Origin of the sequence: Saccharothrix sp. HUAS TT1 (assembly GCF_040744945.1) — a bacterium.
Taxonomy (GTDB): Bacteria; Actinomycetota; Actinomycetes; order Mycobacteriales; family Pseudonocardiaceae; genus Actinosynnema.
Map to the genome: position 1 here is coordinate 7,878,123 of NZ_CP160453.1, position 18,045 is coordinate 7,896,167.

The following is an 18,045-nucleotide window of genomic DNA, read 5'->3' on the forward strand; positions in this document are numbered from 1 at the left end:
GCTGGCGGTGCGCGAGCGTTCGCGCACCGGATGTTCCAGTCCATGCCGCGGGCGGACCAGCGGCGTTGGGCCGAGATCTACCTGTCCGGCCTGGTCAACGCGGTCGGGCGCAAGTCCATCAGCAAGATCGCCGAGCTGGCGGGTGGCGGTTCCGCCGTCCAGTCGCTGCAGCAGTTCGTCAACCAGAGCCCGTGGGACTGGCAGCCGGTGCGCGAAGCGCTGGCGCTGTACCTCGCGGAGCGGTTGCCGGTGCGGGCTTGGTTGATCGGGTACGCGGTCATCCACAAGCGCGGCGACCACTCGGTGGGGGTCGAGCGCCGGTTCGTGCGAGACGCGGGACGCCTGGTCAACTGCCAACTGGGGTTGAGCCTGCAACTGGACGTCGACGAGACCGCGGTGCCGGTCAACTGGCGGATCCTGCTGTCGAGGAAGTGGACCGACGACGCGGAGCGGCGTCGTCGCACGCGGATCCCGGAGCACGAGGGCCGGATCTGCGAACGCGAGCACATACTGGGGATGCTCGACGAGCTGACCGCGTTGCGGGTGCCTGCCGCGCCGGTGGTGTTCGACGCCACCGACCTGCCCGACACGCTCGGCCTGCTCGACGACTTGACCGATCGCGGACTGGGGTACGTGATCGGCGTCAAAGGGGACGAACGCATCTTGGCCGAGCCGCACCTGCGTGCGGTGATGGCGACCAGGCAGGCGGACCAGGGGATCAGGCGCCGGGCGTTGAGCCCGTCGGAGATCCTGCGCGGCTGGCGGGAGCACCCGTCGTCGCACCGCGTCTGGCCGCAGCTGACCGGGCGCGGCGCGGGCCGCGTGCAGGTCCGCGCGGCGTCGGCGCGGCTGGTCGACACGAGCAGGCGCAAGGGCTCACCGGTGAGGCTGGTGGCCGAGCGCCCGCTGGGCAGCACCGCCCCGACGAGGTACTGGATCACCAACCTGGTGGACCGCCCGGTGCCCGAGCTGTTCGACCTGATCACCCGGAAGGACCGAGCGGACGCGAACGCGGCTCAGGACCCCTACGGCCTGCACGACTTCGAAGGCCGCAGCTACCAGGGTTGGCACCACCACATGACGATGGTGTCGGTGGCCCACGCGTACGCCCTGCTCACCGGCGCGCGCACGGCCGACGACTACCTGCCGTCGGAGAACGCCACCTCGTGACCGCCCGGGTAGCCCGCCACAGCCGGTGGCGGGCTACCCGCTCGTCGCCCGCGCCGGTGTGGGACGAGGGCGGTCGGTCCCTCAGGCGGGCTGCCGCCGTGCCGTGAAGGCGGTGAACTCCACCCGCTGGACCGCCGACCACGCGATCCGGGAGGCGCCGGTAGCACCTCCCTCACCAGGCGTGCGTGCCGTTCTCGAAGCCGAGCAGCATCCGCTTGCGCTCGATGCCGCCGCCGTAGCCGGTCAGGCTGCCCGACGAGCCGACGACCCGGTGGCACGGCACGATGATGCTGATCGGGTTCTTGCCGTTGGCCAGCCCGACCGCGCGGGACGCGGTGGGCCGGCCGATCCGGGCCGCCAGCTCGCCGTAGGAGACCGTTTCCCCGTGGGGGATCTCCTTGAGCGCTTCCCACACCGTCCGCTGGAACGGCGTGCCGGCCATGGCCAGCGGCAGGTCGAACTCCGTCCGCTTGCCGGCGAAGTACTCGTCGAGCTGGACCACCACCTCGTCGAAGACCTCGGCGTCGCGGGGGCCGAACGTCTCGAAGGCCGGCCGGTGGCGGTGTTCACGCATGTAGAGACCGGCGAGCACGCCGTCTCGCGCGACCAGGGTGATCTCGCCCACCGGGCTGTCGACCACCGTGTGCACGGCGACTGGTGTTGACATGCGGGTCATTCTGCCGCGCGCACCTCGACCTTGATCGTCTCGGCCGCCGCTTCGGCGAGCTTCGCCGCCTCGCCGGGGGTGCCCGCCACCACCGTCACCGAGCCGGCCCGGTCCCACGAGCTGCGCAGCTCGCGGACGGACTCGCCGGGGCTCACCGACACCGACGCGTGCAGCACGCCCGGCATCGCCGACGCCTCCTCCACCCCGGTCACCGACACGACCTCGCCGGGCTCGGACTGGAGGAAGCGCACCGACGCGGCGCGCTCGGCCCGGGACGGCAGCGCGCCCGGCTCCTCGCCGCGCATGATCTCGTAGTAGCGCTCGGCCAGCGGGAACCGGTACGCCTCGTCGATCAGCCAGGTGATGCCGTCGCCGGGGAACCGGCCCGCGCACTCGACCAGGTGCGGCACGCCGTCGGACAGGATCCACTCGCAGTGCGCGATCCCGGTGCCGAAGCCGACCGCCCGCAGCACCGCCTCGGTGCCGCCGGTCAGCAGCGCGGCCGTGTCGTCGGCCACGTCGGCGGGCACGACGTGGCCCAGCTCGATCGGCCGCGGGCCGGGGAACAGGGTCTTCTCGGTGATGTTGGTGAACAGCGGCACGCCGTCCCGGACCAGCATCTCCACGCTGTACTCGTGCCCGCTGACGAACGCCTCGACCAGCATCCGCAGCGGCATCACCCGGTCCGGCACCAGGAGGCCCTCGTCCTGGCCCTCCACGCACTCCCGCCAGGCCGCGTCGACCTCGGCCGGGTCGTGCAGCACCTTCGTGCCGAGCGACGCCTGCCGGTTCGCGGGCTTGAGCACCACCCGGCCGGGGTGCGCGGCCATGAACGCCCGCACGTCGTCGGGCGAGTCCACCGCCGTCGACGCCGGGTTGGCGACGCCCGCCGCCCGGGTCACCCGGCGCAGCAGCTCCTTGTCCCGGAGCAGCTGGGCCGCGCCGGTGGTCGCGCCCGGCCGCCCGTAGCGCTCGGCGAGCCGCGCGGCGAACGGCGTCGCGTACTCCAGCAGCGGCACGACGTAGGCCGGGTCGAGGTCGGGGTGGGCGTTGTAGAACTCGTCCGCCGCGCCCGGCAGCTGGTACTCCCACGGGATGAGCTCGCGCAGCATCGGCGCGCCCGCCATCTTCGCCCCGATGTCGCGCTTGCGGATGACGTCCGGCTCGTCCACGAGGATCATCGACCCGTCCTCGAACTCGGGACGGGTGGGCAGCGGCGGCAGGAAGCCGATGATGATCACCGGTCGTGCGGTCATGGTCTCCCTCTCGGAGGTCGTTCGGGTGGGGTTGACTATCGCGTGGCGCCGAACGCCGGGGGGAAGCGGGTCCGCCGGGCCGGCGCCGATCGCCGACCCGTCGACCTCGGCCTGATCGGCAGTTCGCCGGTTCCCGGCGGGGGAAAGGTGTCCGGGTCGTCGCGTGGAATTCCCGCGAGCCGCGGGATCAATTCCGTCGCGCTTCCGGCACTACCGCAGTCAAGCCGACGACACGGTTGATCGGTAGTGCCGTCCGGTCGTGACAATCAATTCCTGGCGCGCCGCTCGGCGCACCTGGTGACCGACGCCGCGCAGCTCCAGCGCGTAGGCGCGGGCCAGCGGGTCGAGCCGGTAGGCGCCCGGCCGGCCGGCGCCGCGCAGCAGCCCGACGTCGGCCAGCTCGTACACCGGCTCGTCGTCGGCGAACGCGGCGGGCACGACCGGCTCGTCGGCCGGCCGCTGGGCGAGCTGGTGCAGCACGGTCTTGGCCACGTCGCCGAGCCCGAGGTAGGCCGACTGGTAGGACTCCCGCACCGACAGGTCGCCGACCCGCAGCCAGTCCAGCAGCGCGCCCGGCCCGGTCAGCCTGCCGAGGACCCGGCTCACCGGGACGTCCGGCCTGGCGGCGAGCTTGCGCGCGGCGATGTCCAGCGCCTGCGGCAGGTCGCCGCACAGCCGGGCGAGCCGGTCGCAGTCCTCCGGTTCGGCCTGGCCCGCGTCCGCGAGCATGGCGATGGCCTCCGCCCTGGACGGCACGTCCAGCCGCAGCCGGCGCACGTCGCGCAGGCCGTGCAACGGCGTCCGGCTGACCACGACGGTGGTGGTGCGGGCGCTCTCCACCAGCAGCGGGCGGACCTGCCGCTCGTCGCGGACGTTGTCCAGCAGCACCACCAGCCTGCGCTCGGCGATCAACGACCGGTACAGGCCGCCCTGCTGGTCGACGGCTTCCGGCAGGTGCTCGACCGGCACGCCGAGGGCGCGCAGGAAGCCGTCGAGCACGACGCGCGCGCCCGCCTCGCCCGGCTCCAGCGGTCCGAGGTCGACGTAGAGCTGGCCGTCCACCGCGGCGGCGGCCAGCCGGTGGGCGTGGTGCAGCGCGAGCTGGCTCTTGCCGACGCCGGCCGGGCCGCTGATCACCACGGGCGTGGCCGGTTCCGCGGCGAGCAGCCGCAGCTCGCCCACCCGGCCGACGAAGCCGCGCGGCCTCATCGGGAGCTGCGCCGGGCGCGGGAAGCACGATCGCGCCACCACCGGCTCGTCCCGGCCGAGCGCGGCGCTCGCCTCGGGACCGAGCCCGCTGGAGACCTCCAGCCACCGACGACGCCACTGCTCGCGGTCGCCCCCGCAGGCCGCCGCGAACGCGAGCGTCACCTGGAGCGTCGGCATCCGGTGACCGCTGGCCGCGCTGGACAGCACCGACGACGAGTACAGCGCGGCTCGACCCATGTCCCGGTAGGTCGGGTTCCCCGCTCGTGCGCGCAGCCGCCTCAGCTCGCTCGCGAAGGTCGCGACCGCTCCGGACGAGGCGTCGACAGGTTTTTCCGGTCTACCCATCCCCGACAGACCCTTCCTCTCCCATGTGCGGGCACAGCATGAATAAGGGGCGGTCGTTCCGGCTACCGCCGATCGGACGACCATAGGGTTTGAATATGACTGGTCCAGCAGAACCGTAACGTCCGACCCGGAGCCATTTTGTGACACAACGTCGCGACCCGGGCGCGGCGCGTTGCGATCATTTTTGAACGTACCGGAAAACCCCTGAGAAAATGATCTGCGCCACCCTTGGGAACCCTTGACGCCGACCGGCCCGGCAGGTGTCGCCCGCCGGGCCGGTCGCGCGGGTGGGGTCGGTCACCCCCGCGGCTCGCGCTCCTTCATGCCGACCATCGCGAACCAGCCGCCGATCAGGCCGAGCACGCCGCACAGCAGCCACACCCCGTTGCCGAACGCGCCCCACGCCAGCACGCCGAGCGTCGGCCCGAGCGCCGAGCCGAGGCCGAACGTGGCCTGGTGCGTGCCCACGTAACGGCCGCGGACGGCGGCGGGGTACTTCGCCGGGTGCGCGAACATCGTCGGCCCGCTGATCATCACGCCGAGCACGAACACCGCCGTGCTGACCACGATCACGACCGCGTGCGAACCGAGCCCGTAACCGGCCGCGCCGAAGCCCATCACCGCCGTGCCGGTCGCGCCCGCCGCCCAAGGGACCCAGTTCTTCACGTAGGACGTGATCTTCAGCTCCGACACGACCAGGATGACCGACGCCGTGGTGAGCACGATGCTGTAGAGCGCGGCCGGGTGGCCCTCGCTGGTGATCTTCAGCGGGAGCGCCACCACGTACTGCACGTAGATGAGGGTGCCGAGCAGGACCGACGCGAGGAAAGCCAGGTACCGGCCGTCGCGCAGCATCACCGCGTACGCCGACCGCTTCTGCTCGCCGGACTCGGCCTCCTCGTCGTCCTCCGGCGCGACGGTGGCGGGCAGCGTCAGCCGGGCCACCACCGCGTAGGCCAGCGCCGACACCGCGTCGAAGTAGAACAGCAGGTCCCAGTCGAGCAGGATCAACCCGGCCGCGATGAGCGGCGCGAGCGCGGCGCCGCCGTTGAGGGCGATGCGCATCATGGAGAACGCCATCACCCGGTGCTCGGCCGGCATCAGCTCGCTGAGCAGCACCGCGGCCGCCGGCCGGTAGCACTGGGTGGCCAGGCCCGCCGCGCCGATGGCGACCAGCAGCAGCCCGAACAGCTCCGGCGTGCTCAGCACCGGCATCACCGCGAGGACCGCGGCCGACGCCGTCATCGCGCCGACGATGGTGGCGCGCGGGCCGAGCCGGTGCACGAGCTCGCCGCCGAGCAGCGTGCCGAGCACGGCGCCCGCGCTGTAGCAGGTGAGCGCGATGCCCGCCTGGCCGATGGAGAACTGCCGCACCGTCAGGTACAGCACCAGGAACGTCTGCGCGAACGCGCCCACCTGGTTGATGAGCACGCCACCCAGCAGGTAGCGGACCGGTGCGGGCGTGGCCCTGACACTGGCGAGCACGCCGCCCGGTCTACCCGCTTCCTTCGTGGTCACAGAACTTCCCCGTCCGCCGCCGCCGATAGAGCCAGATGGCGCCGGGGCGCGTTCGAGCGCCCCGGCGCCGTCAGTCCACCGGAGTCGGGCGTTGTCCGACAGGGTTGATCTGACCTGGCGATCAATCGTCGTCAGCGGGCGAAGACGCCGTTCACCGCGCCGAAGTCGAGCGCGCCGTCCAGCTCCGCGTAGGTGCCCTTGTTCAGCACTTCCTCGGCCGCGCGGTGCGCGACGGAGTACGCGGCCTGGCTGACCGCCGTGCCGAGGCTGACCCGCCGCACGCCGACCGCCTCGAACTCGGCCACCGACGGCGCGCCGGGGCCCGCCATCACGTTGACCGGCAACGGCGACGCCTCGACCAGCTGCTTGAGCACGTCGAGGTCGACCAGGCCGGGCACGAACAGGCAGTCGGCGCCCGCCTCGGCGTAGGCCGCCGCACGGGCCAGCACGTCGGCCAGCCTGCCCTCGGGCTCGCCGACCTGGAACAGGAACACGTCGGTGCGCACGTTGAGCACCAGCTCGGGCAGGCCGGCGCGCTCGGCCGCCTCCCGGGCCGCCCGCAGCCGGGCGGCCTGCTCCTCCGCGGTGAACAGCGGCACGCCGAAACCCTTGGAGTCCTCGACGTTCACGCCGACCGCGCCCGCGGCGATCACGGCCTCGACCGTGGCCGCGACGTCCTCGGGCGAGGCGCCGTAGCCGCCCTCGACGTCGGCCGTGACGGGCACGTCGACGGCCGCGGCGACCAGGCGCACCTGCTCGACCATCTCGTCGCGGGACAGGTTCTGCCCGTCCGCGCGGCCGAGCGACCACGACACGCCGCCGCTGGTGGTGGCGACCGCCTTCGCGCCGGCCCGCGCGATCAGGGCGGCGCTGCCCGCGTCCCACGCGTTGGGGAGCACCAGCACCCCGTCCGCGTGCAGGTCGCGCAGTAAGTCCGCCTTGGCCTTGTTGCTGTGCATGAAAACGTCACCTTTCCGACGACCGGGACTAGGGGGCGGCGAATCGTAACAGCGCCGGGTGACATGATCGGTGCAGTCGCCGCCGCCCGCCATCCGGGAGGTCCGGGCCGGGCCGTCAGCGGTTGGCGTCGTCCCTCGCCAGCCGCAGCCGGCCGAGCAGCAGCGCGCCGCCCGCCCAGCAGAGCATGGTGACCACCGAGGACGTCCGCGTCATCCCCGGCACCTCGCCCAGCAGCAGGAACGCCGCGCCCGAGCCGGGCAGCCGGTCGGCGATCGCGTCCAGCCACGCGTAGCCGAAGTTCGGCAGCATCAGCGGCAGCACCAGCATCAGCAGGAACACCGACACCAGGGCGCCCGCGGTGTTGCGCAGCAGGAAACCGAGGCCGACGGCCAGGGCCGCACCGGCCGCGAAGACGAACCCTGTGGCGCACAGCACTTCCAGCCCGCGGTCCCAGGGCAGGGCGAGCACCGGCTGCGCCGCGGTGAAGGCGGTGACCGCGGTGGCGGTCGCCAGCAGCACGCCGACGACCGTCGCCACCACCACCGCGACCGTGGCGCGGGCGGAGAAGAGCACCCCCCGCCGCGGTGTCCACTGCAGACTCGGCACGATGCCGCCGGTCGCGTAGTCGGACGTGACCGCGGTCAGCGCCAGGGCGAGCAGGGCGAACTGCGCGGGCATGGCGGCGAACCCGGACGCGGGCCAGGCCGGCGCGCCGGGGGTGGAATCGGCGTCGGAGGCCGCTTCCAGGCCCATGATGACCCCGAAGCCCACCATCGCCGCGGTGGCCGCGGCCAGGAACCACCACGTGGCCTTCACCGTCCACAGCCGGGTCCACTCGGCGGCGCAGGTGCGGGCGTAGATCCGGGCGACCGTCACCGCGCCACCTCGGCCGTCTCCGACTCGTGGCCGCGGTACTCGACGCTGCTGTTGGTCAGCTCCACGTAGGCATCCTCAAGGGACTGGCGCACCTCCGAGAGGTGGTGCAGCCGGATGTTCAGGGCGTGGGCGAGGGCGCCGACCGCCTCGGCGGTGCTGTCCTCGACCCGCAGCTCGCGGTCGTCGGCCCGGTGCGCCCGCAGACCGCGCTCCCGGAGCCCGGCCAGCAGCAGGTCCGGCTCGGGGCTGCCGACCCGCACCTGGACGTGCCCCAGCCCGCTCATGATCTCCTCGGTCGTCGCGTCGGCGATCAGCCGGCCGCGGCCGATCACCACCAGCCGGTCGGCGACCTGCTCCATCTCGCTCATCAGGTGGCTGGACACCAGCACGGTGCGCCCCTCGTCGGCGAGCTGCCGCAGCAGGCCGCGGATCCACCGGACGCCGTCCAGGTCGAGGCCGTTGATCGGCTCGTCGAACAGCAGCACGCCCGGGTCGCCGATCAGCGCCGCCGCGATCCCGAGCCGCTGCCGCATGCCCAGCGAGTAGCCCTTGATCCGGCGGCGGGCCGCGCGGCCGAGGCCGACCCGCTCGATCACCTCCTCCACCCGGCGGCGCGGGATGCCGTTCGTCCGGGCGGCCACCCTGAGGTGCGCGCGCCCGGTGCGGCCGTGGTGGGTGAGGCCGGGGTCGAGCAGCGCGCCGACCTCGCGCAGCGGCTCGGCGAACGACGCGTACGGCCGCCCGTTCACCAGGGCGGCGCCCGAGGTGGGCCGGTCGAGGCCGAGCACCACCCGCATGGTGGTGGACTTGCCCGCGCCGTTCGGCCCGAGGAACCCGGTGACCTTGCCCGGCTCGACCGTGAAGCTCAGGTCGTCCACGGCGAGGACGTCGCCGTAGCGCCTGGTCAACCCGCGCACCTCGATCACCGGTCCCCCTCGACGCCTGCGTCGTCGTCCTCGTCCACCCACTCCAGCAGGTCGCCCGGCTGGCACTCCAGCACCCGGCACATGGCTTCGAGGGTGCTGAAGCGGACCGCCTTGGCGCGGCCGTTCTTCAGCACGGCCACGTTCGACGGGGTGAGGCCGATCCGCTCGGCGAACTCGCCGACGCTCATCTTGCGCTTGGCCAGCTCGACGTCGATGCGCACGATGATCGGCATCAGATCACCGATTCCATGTCGGTCCGCAGCGTGGTGGCCTGGCGCAGCAGCGCCCGCATCACCACCATCAGCAGACCCAGCACGGTCAGCCCGACCGAGAGCAGGAACAGCAGGAGGGGCAGCCCGGGGTCGTCCGCGTTGAAGCCGACGTAGAGGAAGACCACCTGGAACACGACCCACGCCGCGCCGATCGCCCACACGATGGCGTCCACCCACCGCAGGGACGCCTCGCTGAAGATCCGGTCCTTCTTGACCAGCGTGAGCAACTTCCAGGTGGCCACCACGACGACCTGGACGCACAGCACCCAGAAGACGGAGACGGCGGTCAGCGGCCACCTGAGGTGGGCCATCTCCGGGGACTCCCGCGCCATGTGGGCGAACTGCCCCGGCAGCGACATGACCTGGAACAGCACCAGGACCCCGAACAGCAACACGAGGAACACCCGGAGCGCCGCCACCGCTCGATGCGTTGTAACCATGTGATCGAGTATCGCTTGCTACCTATCGAAAGTCAATCGGTACCTATCGCGTGACGGTAGCTCACTCACCGTCACGCCGATCCTGCGGCGATCACCGCACTTGTGCGTGGCCGCCCACCCGGCCACCCGCGACGATCACGGGGTGGAGGGCCGCGCGGCAGCCGCACCGGACGGCGGGGGGCCGACCCCCCGGGACGTCGTCGCGCGGGTGCTCGACGGGCCGTCGGCGGGCGCCGGTTTCCTGGTGGCCGAGGACGTGCTGCTGACGTGCGCGCACGTCGCGGGCCGGGTCGGGGACGCCGTGCGGCTGCGGTTCACCGGGGTCGAGGTCGCCGGGGTGGTGGTCCGCGCCGGGGACGACGACGTGGCGGTCGTCCGGCTGGCCGCGCCGGCGCCCGGCGTGCCGGTGCTCGCGCTGGGCGAACCGGTGCGCGGCAACGGGTTCGCCTGCTACGGCTTCCCCGGCCGGGACGGTCGCAACGGCTACGGCGTGGTGGCCGACGCCACCGGCGGCGGCAGGCTCCAGCTGCGCGGGGCGAACGACGTCACCCGCGGCTACAGCGGCTCGCCCGTCGTGGACGAGCGGACCGGTCTGGTCGTCGGCATGGTCACCGAGGTGGCCGCCACCGACCGGCTGGGCCGCGGGTCCGGGATCGCGTACGCCGCGCCCGGCGCGGTGCTGCGGGACGCCTGGCCGGACCTCGCGCTGGACGAGCGGTGCCCGTACCGGGGGCTGGAGCCGTTCGAGGCCGAGCACGCGGGCTGGTTCGCGGGCCGGGACCACGCGGTGGCCCGGGTGGTGGGCGCGCTGGCCTCGCGACCGCCCGTGCTGCTGCTGCTCGGCCCGTCCGGCGCGGGCAAGTCGTCGCTGGTGCGGGCCGGGGTGGCGCCCGCCCTGGCGGCCGGCGCGGTGCCGGGCTCGGACCGGTGGCGGGTGACCGTGACGCGGCCGGGCGGCGACCTGGACGGCGACCTGGTGGTGGTCGACCAGTTCGAGGAGGTCCTGCTGGACGGCGGCGCGGCGGAGCTGGACCGGGTCCGCGGGCTCGCGCCGGCCGTCGGGCTGGTCCTGGTGCTGCGGGACGACTTCTACCCCGTGCTCGCCGCCGCCGCGCCGGACCTGCTGGACGCCGCGACCGTGGTGAACGTGCCCGCGTCGCTCACCCGCGACGAGCTGGTGGACATCGTCGCGGCGCCCGCCCGCGCCGTCGGGCTGACGTGCCAGGACGCGCTGCCCGAGCGGATCGCCGCCGACGCCCTGGGCGGTGCGCGCCGCGCGCCGGTCACCGTGCTGCCGCTGCTGGAGGTGGCGTTGCGGGAGCTGTGGGAGCGGCGGTCCGGCTCGACGCTCACCCACGAGGCTTACGAGCGCATCGGCGGCATCGCGGGCAGCCTCGTCGGCTGGTGCGCGGACGCCGTGCGGACGCTGCCGACGGACCGGCACCGCACAGCCGCCCGGCACGTCCTGACCGCCCTGGTGCGCCCCGAGGACACCGCTCGCGCCATCCCCGCCGTGCGCCGCGCCCGCCCGCTCGCCGAGCTGCGCGAGCTGGCCGGTGACGACGACGTGGTGGACGAGGTGCTGGCCGCGCTGACCGGGCGGCGGATCGTCACCACCCGCAGGCCGGCCGACGACGTGCCGGTCGCCGAGCTGGTGCACGACCGGCTGATCGCCGTCTGGGACGCCCTGGCCGACTGGGTGCGCGAGGAGCGCGACTTCCACGTGTGGGTGGAGCTGGCCGAGGACCGCCACCGGCTGTGGACCGCGACCGGCGACAGCGAGGACCTGTTGCAGGGCAGGGAACTGGCCGACGGCGTCCACCACGCCCGGACGCGCCGGCTGCCCGCGGCGGCGGCCGGGGTGCTGCGGGCGAGCACGCGCCGGGCGGAGCGCTCGGCCCGCGTGCGCCGGGCGGTGACGGCGGTGTTCGCCCTGCTCGCGGTGATCGCGACGGTGGCCGCGGTCTTCGCGGCCTACAACGTCGTGCGGCTGGAGCGGGAGCACGCCATCGGGCTGTCCCGGCAGTTGGCCGCGCAGAGCCGCGCGCTGGCCGGGACGGAGCCGCTGACCGCGCGCCGGCTCGCCGCCGCCGCGTGGCGCGTCGACCCGACCGCCGAAGCCCGCGCCGCCGTGGTCGAGCTGGTGCGCGAGCAGGAGGGCGTGCTGGTCGGGCACGCGGGCGGGGTCCGGTCGGTCGCGTTCAGCCGGGACGGCGCGCTGCTGCTGTCGGCCGGCGACGACGGCACGGTGCGGACGTGGCACGTGCTGACCGGGCGACCCGGCGCGGTGCTGCGCGGCCACCTGGGCCGGGTCAACGCCGTCGCGGGCGGACCGGGCGCGGTCATCGCGTCGGCCGGTGAGGACGGCACGGTCCGCCGCTGGGACACCGTGACCGGCAGCCAGGTCGGCGAACCCCTCGTCGGCCACTCGGGGCCGGTGCTGTCGGTCGCGTTCAGCGCCGGTGGCGACCGGGTCGCGTCCGGCGGCGAGGACCACGCCGTCCGGCTCTGGGACGCCCGGACCGGCGCGGCGGGCCCGGTGCTGCGCGGGCACACCGACCCGGTGACGGCGGTGGCGTTCCACCACGACGGGCAGGTGGTCGCGTCGGGTGACGCGGGCGCCGCATCGCGGACGTGGGACGCCGCCGACGGCGAACCGCTGCACGCGGACCGGCCGGACGAGCCGTGGCAGTCGGCGCGCTCGGTCGTGCACGACGGGACCGGCGCCATCGTCGTGCGCAACGACGGAACCGTGCGGTGGACCGGGGTGTCGGGGCACGTCGCGGTGGAGGACGACGTCAAGGTGGTGTCCGCCGCCTTCTCCCCGTTCGGCGACGTGGTGGCGACCGGGTCGTGGAACAACGTGGTCAGGCTCTGGGACCGGACCACCGGGAGCCCGCTCGGAACGCCACTGACCGGGCACGTCGACGTGGTGGAGTCGGTGGCGTTCCACCCCGGCGGGTGGCTGCTGGCGTCGGCGGGCCGGGACGGGACGATCCGCCTGTGGGACCCGGACGAGGGCGTGCCGACCACCGGCCGGGGCCGCGCCGCCGACGTGGGGGGCCTGGCGTTCAGCCCGGACGGCACGCGCCTGGCCGTCGCCACCGGCGCCGAGGTCGTCCAGTGGGACTCGGCCACCGGCCGCGCCGCGGCCCCGCCGATCCCGTCCCGGGGCACGGCCGTCGCCTACAGCCCGGACGGGACCCGCCTGGCCACCGGCGACGGCGGCGCGGCGCGGATCTGGCACGCCGCCACCGGGCAGCCGGCCGCGCCGCCGATGGGCGGGCACCGGGGTGAGGTCGCCGACCTGGCGTTCACCTCGCCCACCCGACTGGCCACAGTGGACCTGAGTCGGCGGGTCCGGCTCTGGGACACCGGGACGGGCGCGCTGGTCGCCGAGCCGGACTCCGGGGACGACCTGGGCAACGACCACCTGGCGGTGAGCGCGGACGGCGCCCGGCTCGCCTCCGCCGGCGGCGACCGGGTGCGCGTGTGGGACGCGACGACCGGCGAGCAGGTGGGTGGGCCGCTGGTCGTGCCCGGCGGCGTGGTGGCGTTGGCGTACCGGGGGAACGACCTCCTGGTGCTGGACGGCCAGGGCGGCCTGACCCGCCACACCCGGTCGGGGGACGTCGGCCGCGTCGCGGACCTCCGCGTCCCGTGGTCCGCGGGTGCGCTCGGTCCGGACCACGTGGCGCTCGCCTACTTCGAGGACCGCCTCCACGTCCGCACCCTCCGCCAATCGCCGGTCGTGACGCTGGAGGTGCGGCTGGAGGCGGACCTGGGGGCGACCGCGTTCAGCCCGGACGGCCGCTTGCTGGCCCTCGGCCTGCGCGGCGGCGCGATCCGCGTCGTCGACCTGGTCGTCGCCGACGACGCCCTGTGCCGCCGGTTCGGCCTGCCCACGGCGGAGGAGTGGCGGCGCTTCGCGCCCGACGACCGGCGACCCGAGACCTGCGAATAGCCCCGACCGGCCGCCGACAACGGCCGGGAGCACCGCGCCGAACCCGTTCGAAAGCATTCGAAAGTCGAATGCGGTCGAATTCGAAAAAGGTGAGCATTCCACTCGGGCTTCCGCCCGGTCTGGAATATCCGACGCATTGATCCATTGCTCGCGAAAACTCTTCACGGCCCGTCACTTCCCTGCTACGGTCCGATTTCCGGAAGCGTTCCCGGAAATCCGCCGCCCATTGTGATCTCCGATCAGGGAGCCGAAGATGCCACTGAAGTCATCACCAGGCCCGACCAGGGGGCGGCGGCTGCGTCGCGGATTGGCGGCGGCGGCGGCGCTCGTGCTCGCCGCCACCACGGCGGTGGGCGCGGGCCCGGCGTCCGCCGACGTCAGCGCCGCCGCGCGGGTCGACAACCCGTACGCCGGCGCGTCGGTCTACGTGAACCCCGACTGGTCCGCGAAGGCGCGCGCCGACGGCGGGTCCGCCATCGCCAACCAGCCGACGTTCGTCTGGATGGACCGGATCGCCGCGATCACCGGCACGACCGGCGCCCGCGGCCTGCGCGCGCACCTCGACAACGCCCTCAGCCAGGCGGCCGGGCGCACGATGGTCGTCCAGTTCGTCATCTACAACCTGCCCGGCCGCGACTGCGCGGCGCTCGCGTCCAACGGCGAGCTCGGCCCGGACGACCTGCCCCGCTACAAGACCGAGTACATCGACCCGATCGCCGCGATCATGGGTGAGTCGAAGTACGCGAACCTGCGCATCGTGACGATCATCGAGATCGACTCGCTGCCCAACCTCGTGACCAACGTCGGCAGCCGGCCGACCGCGACGCCCATGTGCGACCGGATGCTGCAGAACGGCAACTACGTCAACGGCGTCGGGTACGCGCTGGCCAAGCTCGGCGCGATCGGCAACGTCTACAACTACATCGACGCCGCCCACCACGGCTGGATCGGGTGGGACGACAACTTCAGCACTTCCGCGCAGCTGTTCGCGCAGGCTGCCCGCGCGTCGGGCAGCACGGTCGACAACGTCACCGGGTTCATCTCCAACACGGCGAACTACGGCGTGCTGAAGGAGGACCACTTCACCATCAACGACTCGGTGAACGGCACCTCGGTGCGCCAGTCGAAGTGGATCGACTGGAACCGGTACGTCGACGAGCTGTCGTTCGCCCAGGCGTTCCGCACGCAGCTGATCAGCGCGGGCTTCCCGTCGAACATCGGCATGCTGATCGACACCTCGCGCAACGGCTGGGGCGGCTCCCAGCGCCCGACCGCCAAGGGCCCGACGACCAGCGTCGACGCCTACGTCAACGGCGGCAAGTACGACCGCCGCCTCCACCTCGGCAACTGGTGCAACCAGTCCGGGGCGGGCATCGGCGAGCGGCCGAAGGCCAGCCCGGCCTCGGGCATCGACGCCTACGTGTGGGCCAAGCCGCCGGGCGAGTCCGACGGCGCGAGCCGGGAGATCCCGAACAACGAGGGCAAGGGCTTCGACCGGATGTGCGACCCGACGTACGGCGGCAACGCCCGCAACGGCAACAACATGTCGGGTGCGCTCGCCAACGCGCCGCTGTCCGGCCACTGGTTCTCCGCCCAGTTCCGCCAGCTGGTGGCCAACGCCCACCCGAGGCTCTGACCGGATGCGATCAGGGGGTGTTCCGGGGCTGCGACCCCGGAACACCCCTTCGCGTCAGCGCTTGTCTTCCGGCGCCTGGTAGGGCGGCGGCGTCATCGGGTGCGGCGGCGGCGTCATCGGGTAGGGCATCGCCGGGTGCGGCGGCTGCCGGCTCTCCTCGATCCGACGGCGACGACCGCGGCGGCTCAGGACGATCAGCAGGACGATCACGCCGAGCAGGCCCACCCCCAGGACCACGGCCACGACCGCACCGACGTTCGACCCGCCGTCCGACCCGGGCGCGATCTTCCGCGCCCCGAACAACTGCTCCAGTTCCCGGTTGGTCGCCGAACGCGACTCGCCGTTCACCGCCACCACGAGCTGGTCGACCTCGTCCGGGTAGGTCTCCCAGACCAACCGGGCGATGGTCAGGCCGTCGTCGTCCGGCTCGGACGCGTTCTCGGCGCTGATGGTCACCGCGTCGAAGCCGTTGGTCGTGTTGTGGTTCACCGAAACGGCGGTGTAGCCGGCGTCCTCGACGCGCTTGCTCAGGCTCATCAGCTCGGCGAGCGATGCGCACCCCGCCGCCACCAGGCAGCACAGCAGCACGACCAGCAGACGTGAGTCGGCGATCCTCCTCATGCGAACCCCCCATAGGTCGACGGCAAGGAGTTACGGCAGCGGCCGTCGGGTTCGGGCCGCTGCCGCGGAAGAGGACGCGGACCGTCAGGGGGCGCAGGCGGCGGTCAGGTTCGCGACCCGGTTCGCCTTGTCCTCCAGCCACGCGGCGGGGCGCAGGACGAGGTCGTCCACGGTCACCTCGCGCAACGTCGTGGCCAACCCGGTGATCGCCTCGTTGATCGTGGTGTCCGCGGCGGACGCGGCGAGGTCGGCGAGGGAGTCCGCGGCGCCGTGCGCCTGGTCGACCGCCCGCTCGGGGCTGGCGGGGTCGAACGTGAACGACACCTGGGACAGGGCGTCCGCGCACAGCTGCACGGTGTTGGCGGTGTCGGCGACGGCGGCGGCCGTGTCGGACGCTTCCTGGAGCGTCCCGCACGCGCTCAGCGCGGTGACGGCGGCGATCGTGGCGACGGCGGCGGCGAGACGGGTCGTGGGGCGCATGGCGGCATCCTCCGGTTCTGGTGCGAACCAGAGGTCTCCCCAGCCACCGGAACCGGTGACGCGGTGACCGGGCCGCTGCGGAGCGGCCGTAATGACGATCACCTGCCGAGTGGGTACTCCCCTCTGCCGCCCAGGATGCCGGTGATCGGGGCGGCGGTCAAAGTGACAGCGGTCTCACGGCGGTGACCCGGGCCCTGCCCCGCCGACGACGTGCGGAAACGGACGACCTCAACTGTTAACTGGCAGTAGCCGGTAGTGAGGCGAGGTGTGCTCACCTGTTTGCCGCAGACGTGGTCCGGGCATTCGGTGAGGGTGCCCCTCACGCGACCGGAGGTATGACGGTGTCACCCTCGGTAAGCGACAACCTGCTCGCCGACCGCTACCAGCTCATCGAGCCGATCGGGATCGGCGGCATGGCGGAGGTCCACCGCGCCTGGGACCGGGTGCTGCGACGGCACGTCGCGGTGAAGGTGTTCCAACCGGGCTTCGACCCCGCCGCCGCGCAGCGGTTCGACAACGAGGTGCGCGTGCTGGCCGGGCTCTCCCACCCCGGCCTGGTGTCGGTCTACGACGCCGACACGGGCGCGGCCACGCCGTTCGTCGTGCTGCGGCTGATCGACGGCCGCACCCTGCGGGACCTGATGGACCTGGGCCCGCTGCCGCTGGACCGGGTTCGCGCGCTCGGCGCGCGGCTCGCCGACGCGCTGGCCTACGTGCACGCGCACGACCTCGTGCACCGCGACGTGAAGCCGTCGAACATCCTGCTCGACCAGGACGACGACCCCTTCCTGGCCGACTTCGGCCTGGCCCACCTGACCGGGGCCACCCGGCTGACCCGGACCAACCAGCTCGTCGGCACCGCCGCCTACCTCGCGCCGGAGCAGGTGCTCGGCCAGGAGATCGGCCACCCCGCCGACGTCTACGCCCTGGGCCTGGTGCTGGTGGAGTGCCTGACCGGTCGGCGCGAGTACCAGGGCGGCGACGTGGAGGCGGCGGTCGCCCGGCTGCACCGCACGCCCACCATCCCCGAGGAGCTGCCCGCCGACGTCCGGGGGCTGCTGGCGCGGATGACGTCCTCGGCGCCGGAGGACCGGCCCACCGCGCACGACTGCGCGCAGGTCCTCGGCGGTGTGCCGGCGCTCCCCCTCGCGGTCGAGGCGGAGCCGGGCGGCGACCGGGCGACCGAGGAACTGCCGCGCGGCGCGCGAGCGTCGTGGAAGGCGCTCGTCGCCTCGGCGGGCGCGCTGGTCGGCGCGTTCGCGCTCACGCTGGCCGCCACGTCCGGCGAAACCCCGGCGGGCACCGCGCCGCCCACCTCCAGCACGCAGCAGGAGGCAGCCCCCGAACAGGCGGGCTCGTCGGACCCGAGCCAGCAACCGGGCAACCCGCAGTACATCGGGACGCCGCGCGGTTCGGGCGCGACCGCGACCGCCACCGCGCCGGACGCCTCCACCTCGGCCGTCGCCCCGGCGGCCGACCGGGCGGTGGTCGACACGCCCGAACCCGTGACCGCCTCGGAAGAGGCTCCCACCACCACGGTCGAACCCGCTCCCACCACCACCGCCGTGCCGCCGACGTCGAACCCGCCGACCACCACCGCCGGGACGACCGAGCCGAGCGCCGAGCCCGAGGACCCGCCGTCGCAGCCCACCGAGGGCACGGGCGAGGACGTGGGCGAGGGCGAGGACTGAGCGGTCCGCGCGAT

The 18,045-nt window shown here is 73.6% G+C and carries 15 protein-coding genes; 4 read left to right on the top strand and 11 right to left on the bottom strand.

From position 1 onward, the window contains the following. Window positions 1-42: 42 nt before the first annotated feature. Window positions 43-1,170, top strand: a complete 1,128-nt coding sequence (locus AB0F89_RS34530) for an IS701 family transposase (protein WP_367130224.1) — start codon at window positions 43-45, stop codon at window positions 1,168-1,170. 172 nt (window positions 1,171-1,342) lie between these two features. On the opposite strand, the gene AB0F89_RS34535 is transcribed toward AB0F89_RS34530, so the two are convergent. From AB0F89_RS34535 to AB0F89_RS34575, 9 genes are all read right to left on the bottom strand, one after another. Continuing rightward, window positions 1,343-1,846 (bottom strand): methylated-DNA--[protein]-cysteine S-methyltransferase, encoded by a 504-nt coding sequence (locus AB0F89_RS34535; RefSeq protein ID WP_367130226.1) that lies wholly within the window; start codon window positions 1,844-1,846, stop codon window positions 1,343-1,345. After that, window positions 1,843-3,093 carry an ATP-grasp domain-containing protein gene (locus AB0F89_RS34540; RefSeq protein WP_367130227.1) on the bottom strand — a complete coding sequence of 417 codons (1,251 nt, stop codon included), beginning with the start codon at window positions 3,091-3,093 and terminating at the stop codon, window positions 1,843-1,845. Before AB0F89_RS34540 ends, AB0F89_RS34535 begins: the two co-directional genes overlap by 4 nt. 219 nt (window positions 3,094-3,312) lie before the next feature. Beyond that, window positions 3,313-4,731, bottom strand: coding sequence for a helix-turn-helix domain-containing protein (locus AB0F89_RS34545; protein ID WP_367130229.1), 1,419 nt, complete (start codon window positions 4,729-4,731; stop codon window positions 3,313-3,315). Window positions 4,732-4,944: 213 nt separating this feature from the next. Further along, window positions 4,945-6,132, bottom strand: a complete 1,188-nt coding sequence (locus AB0F89_RS34550) for an MFS transporter (RefSeq protein WP_367130231.1) — start codon at window positions 6,130-6,132, stop codon at window positions 4,945-4,947. Between the two features lie 164 nt (window positions 6,133-6,296). Continuing rightward, window positions 6,297-7,124 (bottom strand): isocitrate lyase/phosphoenolpyruvate mutase family protein, encoded by an 828-nt coding sequence (locus AB0F89_RS34555; RefSeq protein WP_367130232.1) that lies wholly within the window; start codon window positions 7,122-7,124, stop codon window positions 6,297-6,299. A 115-nt stretch (window positions 7,125-7,239) separates the two neighbouring features. Next, entirely contained in the window at window positions 7,240-8,001 is a 762-nt protein-coding gene (locus AB0F89_RS34560; protein ID WP_367130234.1) for a hypothetical protein, read from the bottom strand. After that, window positions 7,998-8,927 (bottom strand): ABC transporter ATP-binding protein, encoded by a 930-nt coding sequence (locus AB0F89_RS34565; protein ID WP_367130236.1) that lies wholly within the window; start codon window positions 8,925-8,927, stop codon window positions 7,998-8,000. The genes AB0F89_RS34560 and AB0F89_RS34565 overlap by 4 nt, the downstream gene beginning before the upstream one ends. Then, window positions 8,924-9,160 carry a helix-turn-helix domain-containing protein gene (locus AB0F89_RS34570; RefSeq protein ID WP_367130238.1) on the bottom strand — a complete coding sequence of 79 codons (237 nt, stop codon included), beginning with the start codon at window positions 9,158-9,160 and terminating at the stop codon, window positions 8,924-8,926. Before AB0F89_RS34570 ends, AB0F89_RS34565 begins: the two co-directional genes overlap by 4 nt. After that, entirely contained in the window at window positions 9,160-9,639 is a 480-nt protein-coding gene (locus AB0F89_RS34575) for a DUF2975 domain-containing protein (protein WP_367130239.1), read from the bottom strand. The genes AB0F89_RS34570 and AB0F89_RS34575 overlap by 1 nt, the downstream gene beginning before the upstream one ends. 106 nt (window positions 9,640-9,745) lie before the next feature. Between AB0F89_RS34575 and AB0F89_RS34580 the strand changes: the two genes are divergently transcribed. Next, window positions 9,746-13,603 carry a hypothetical protein gene (locus tag AB0F89_RS34580; RefSeq protein WP_367130241.1) on the top strand — a complete coding sequence of 1,286 codons (3,858 nt, stop codon included), beginning with the start codon at window positions 9,746-9,748 and terminating at the stop codon, window positions 13,601-13,603. Between the two features lie 253 nt (window positions 13,604-13,856). Beyond that, window positions 13,857-15,239, top strand: a complete 1,383-nt coding sequence (locus AB0F89_RS34585; RefSeq protein ID WP_367130242.1) for a glycoside hydrolase family 6 protein — start codon at window positions 13,857-13,859, stop codon at window positions 15,237-15,239. Between the two features lie 54 nt (window positions 15,240-15,293). Here AB0F89_RS34585 and AB0F89_RS34590 read toward each other — a convergent pair whose 3' ends face one another. Together AB0F89_RS34590 and AB0F89_RS34595 are read right to left on the bottom strand one after the other, a co-directional pair. Further along, window positions 15,294-15,860 carry a hypothetical protein gene (locus AB0F89_RS34590; protein WP_367130244.1) on the bottom strand — a complete coding sequence of 189 codons (567 nt, stop codon included), beginning with the start codon at window positions 15,858-15,860 and terminating at the stop codon, window positions 15,294-15,296. Between the two features lie 84 nt (window positions 15,861-15,944). Beyond that, window positions 15,945-16,340: a bacteriophage spanin2 family protein gene (locus AB0F89_RS34595; protein WP_367130246.1), complete on the bottom strand. Its 396-nt coding sequence runs from the start codon at window positions 16,338-16,340 to the stop codon at window positions 15,945-15,947. 341 nt (window positions 16,341-16,681) lie between these two features. Between AB0F89_RS34595 and AB0F89_RS34600 the strand changes: the two genes are divergently transcribed. Then, entirely contained in the window at window positions 16,682-18,031 is a 1,350-nt protein-coding gene (locus tag AB0F89_RS34600) for a protein kinase (protein WP_367130248.1), read from the top strand. The last annotated feature ends 14 nt before the right edge of the window (window positions 18,032-18,045 follow it).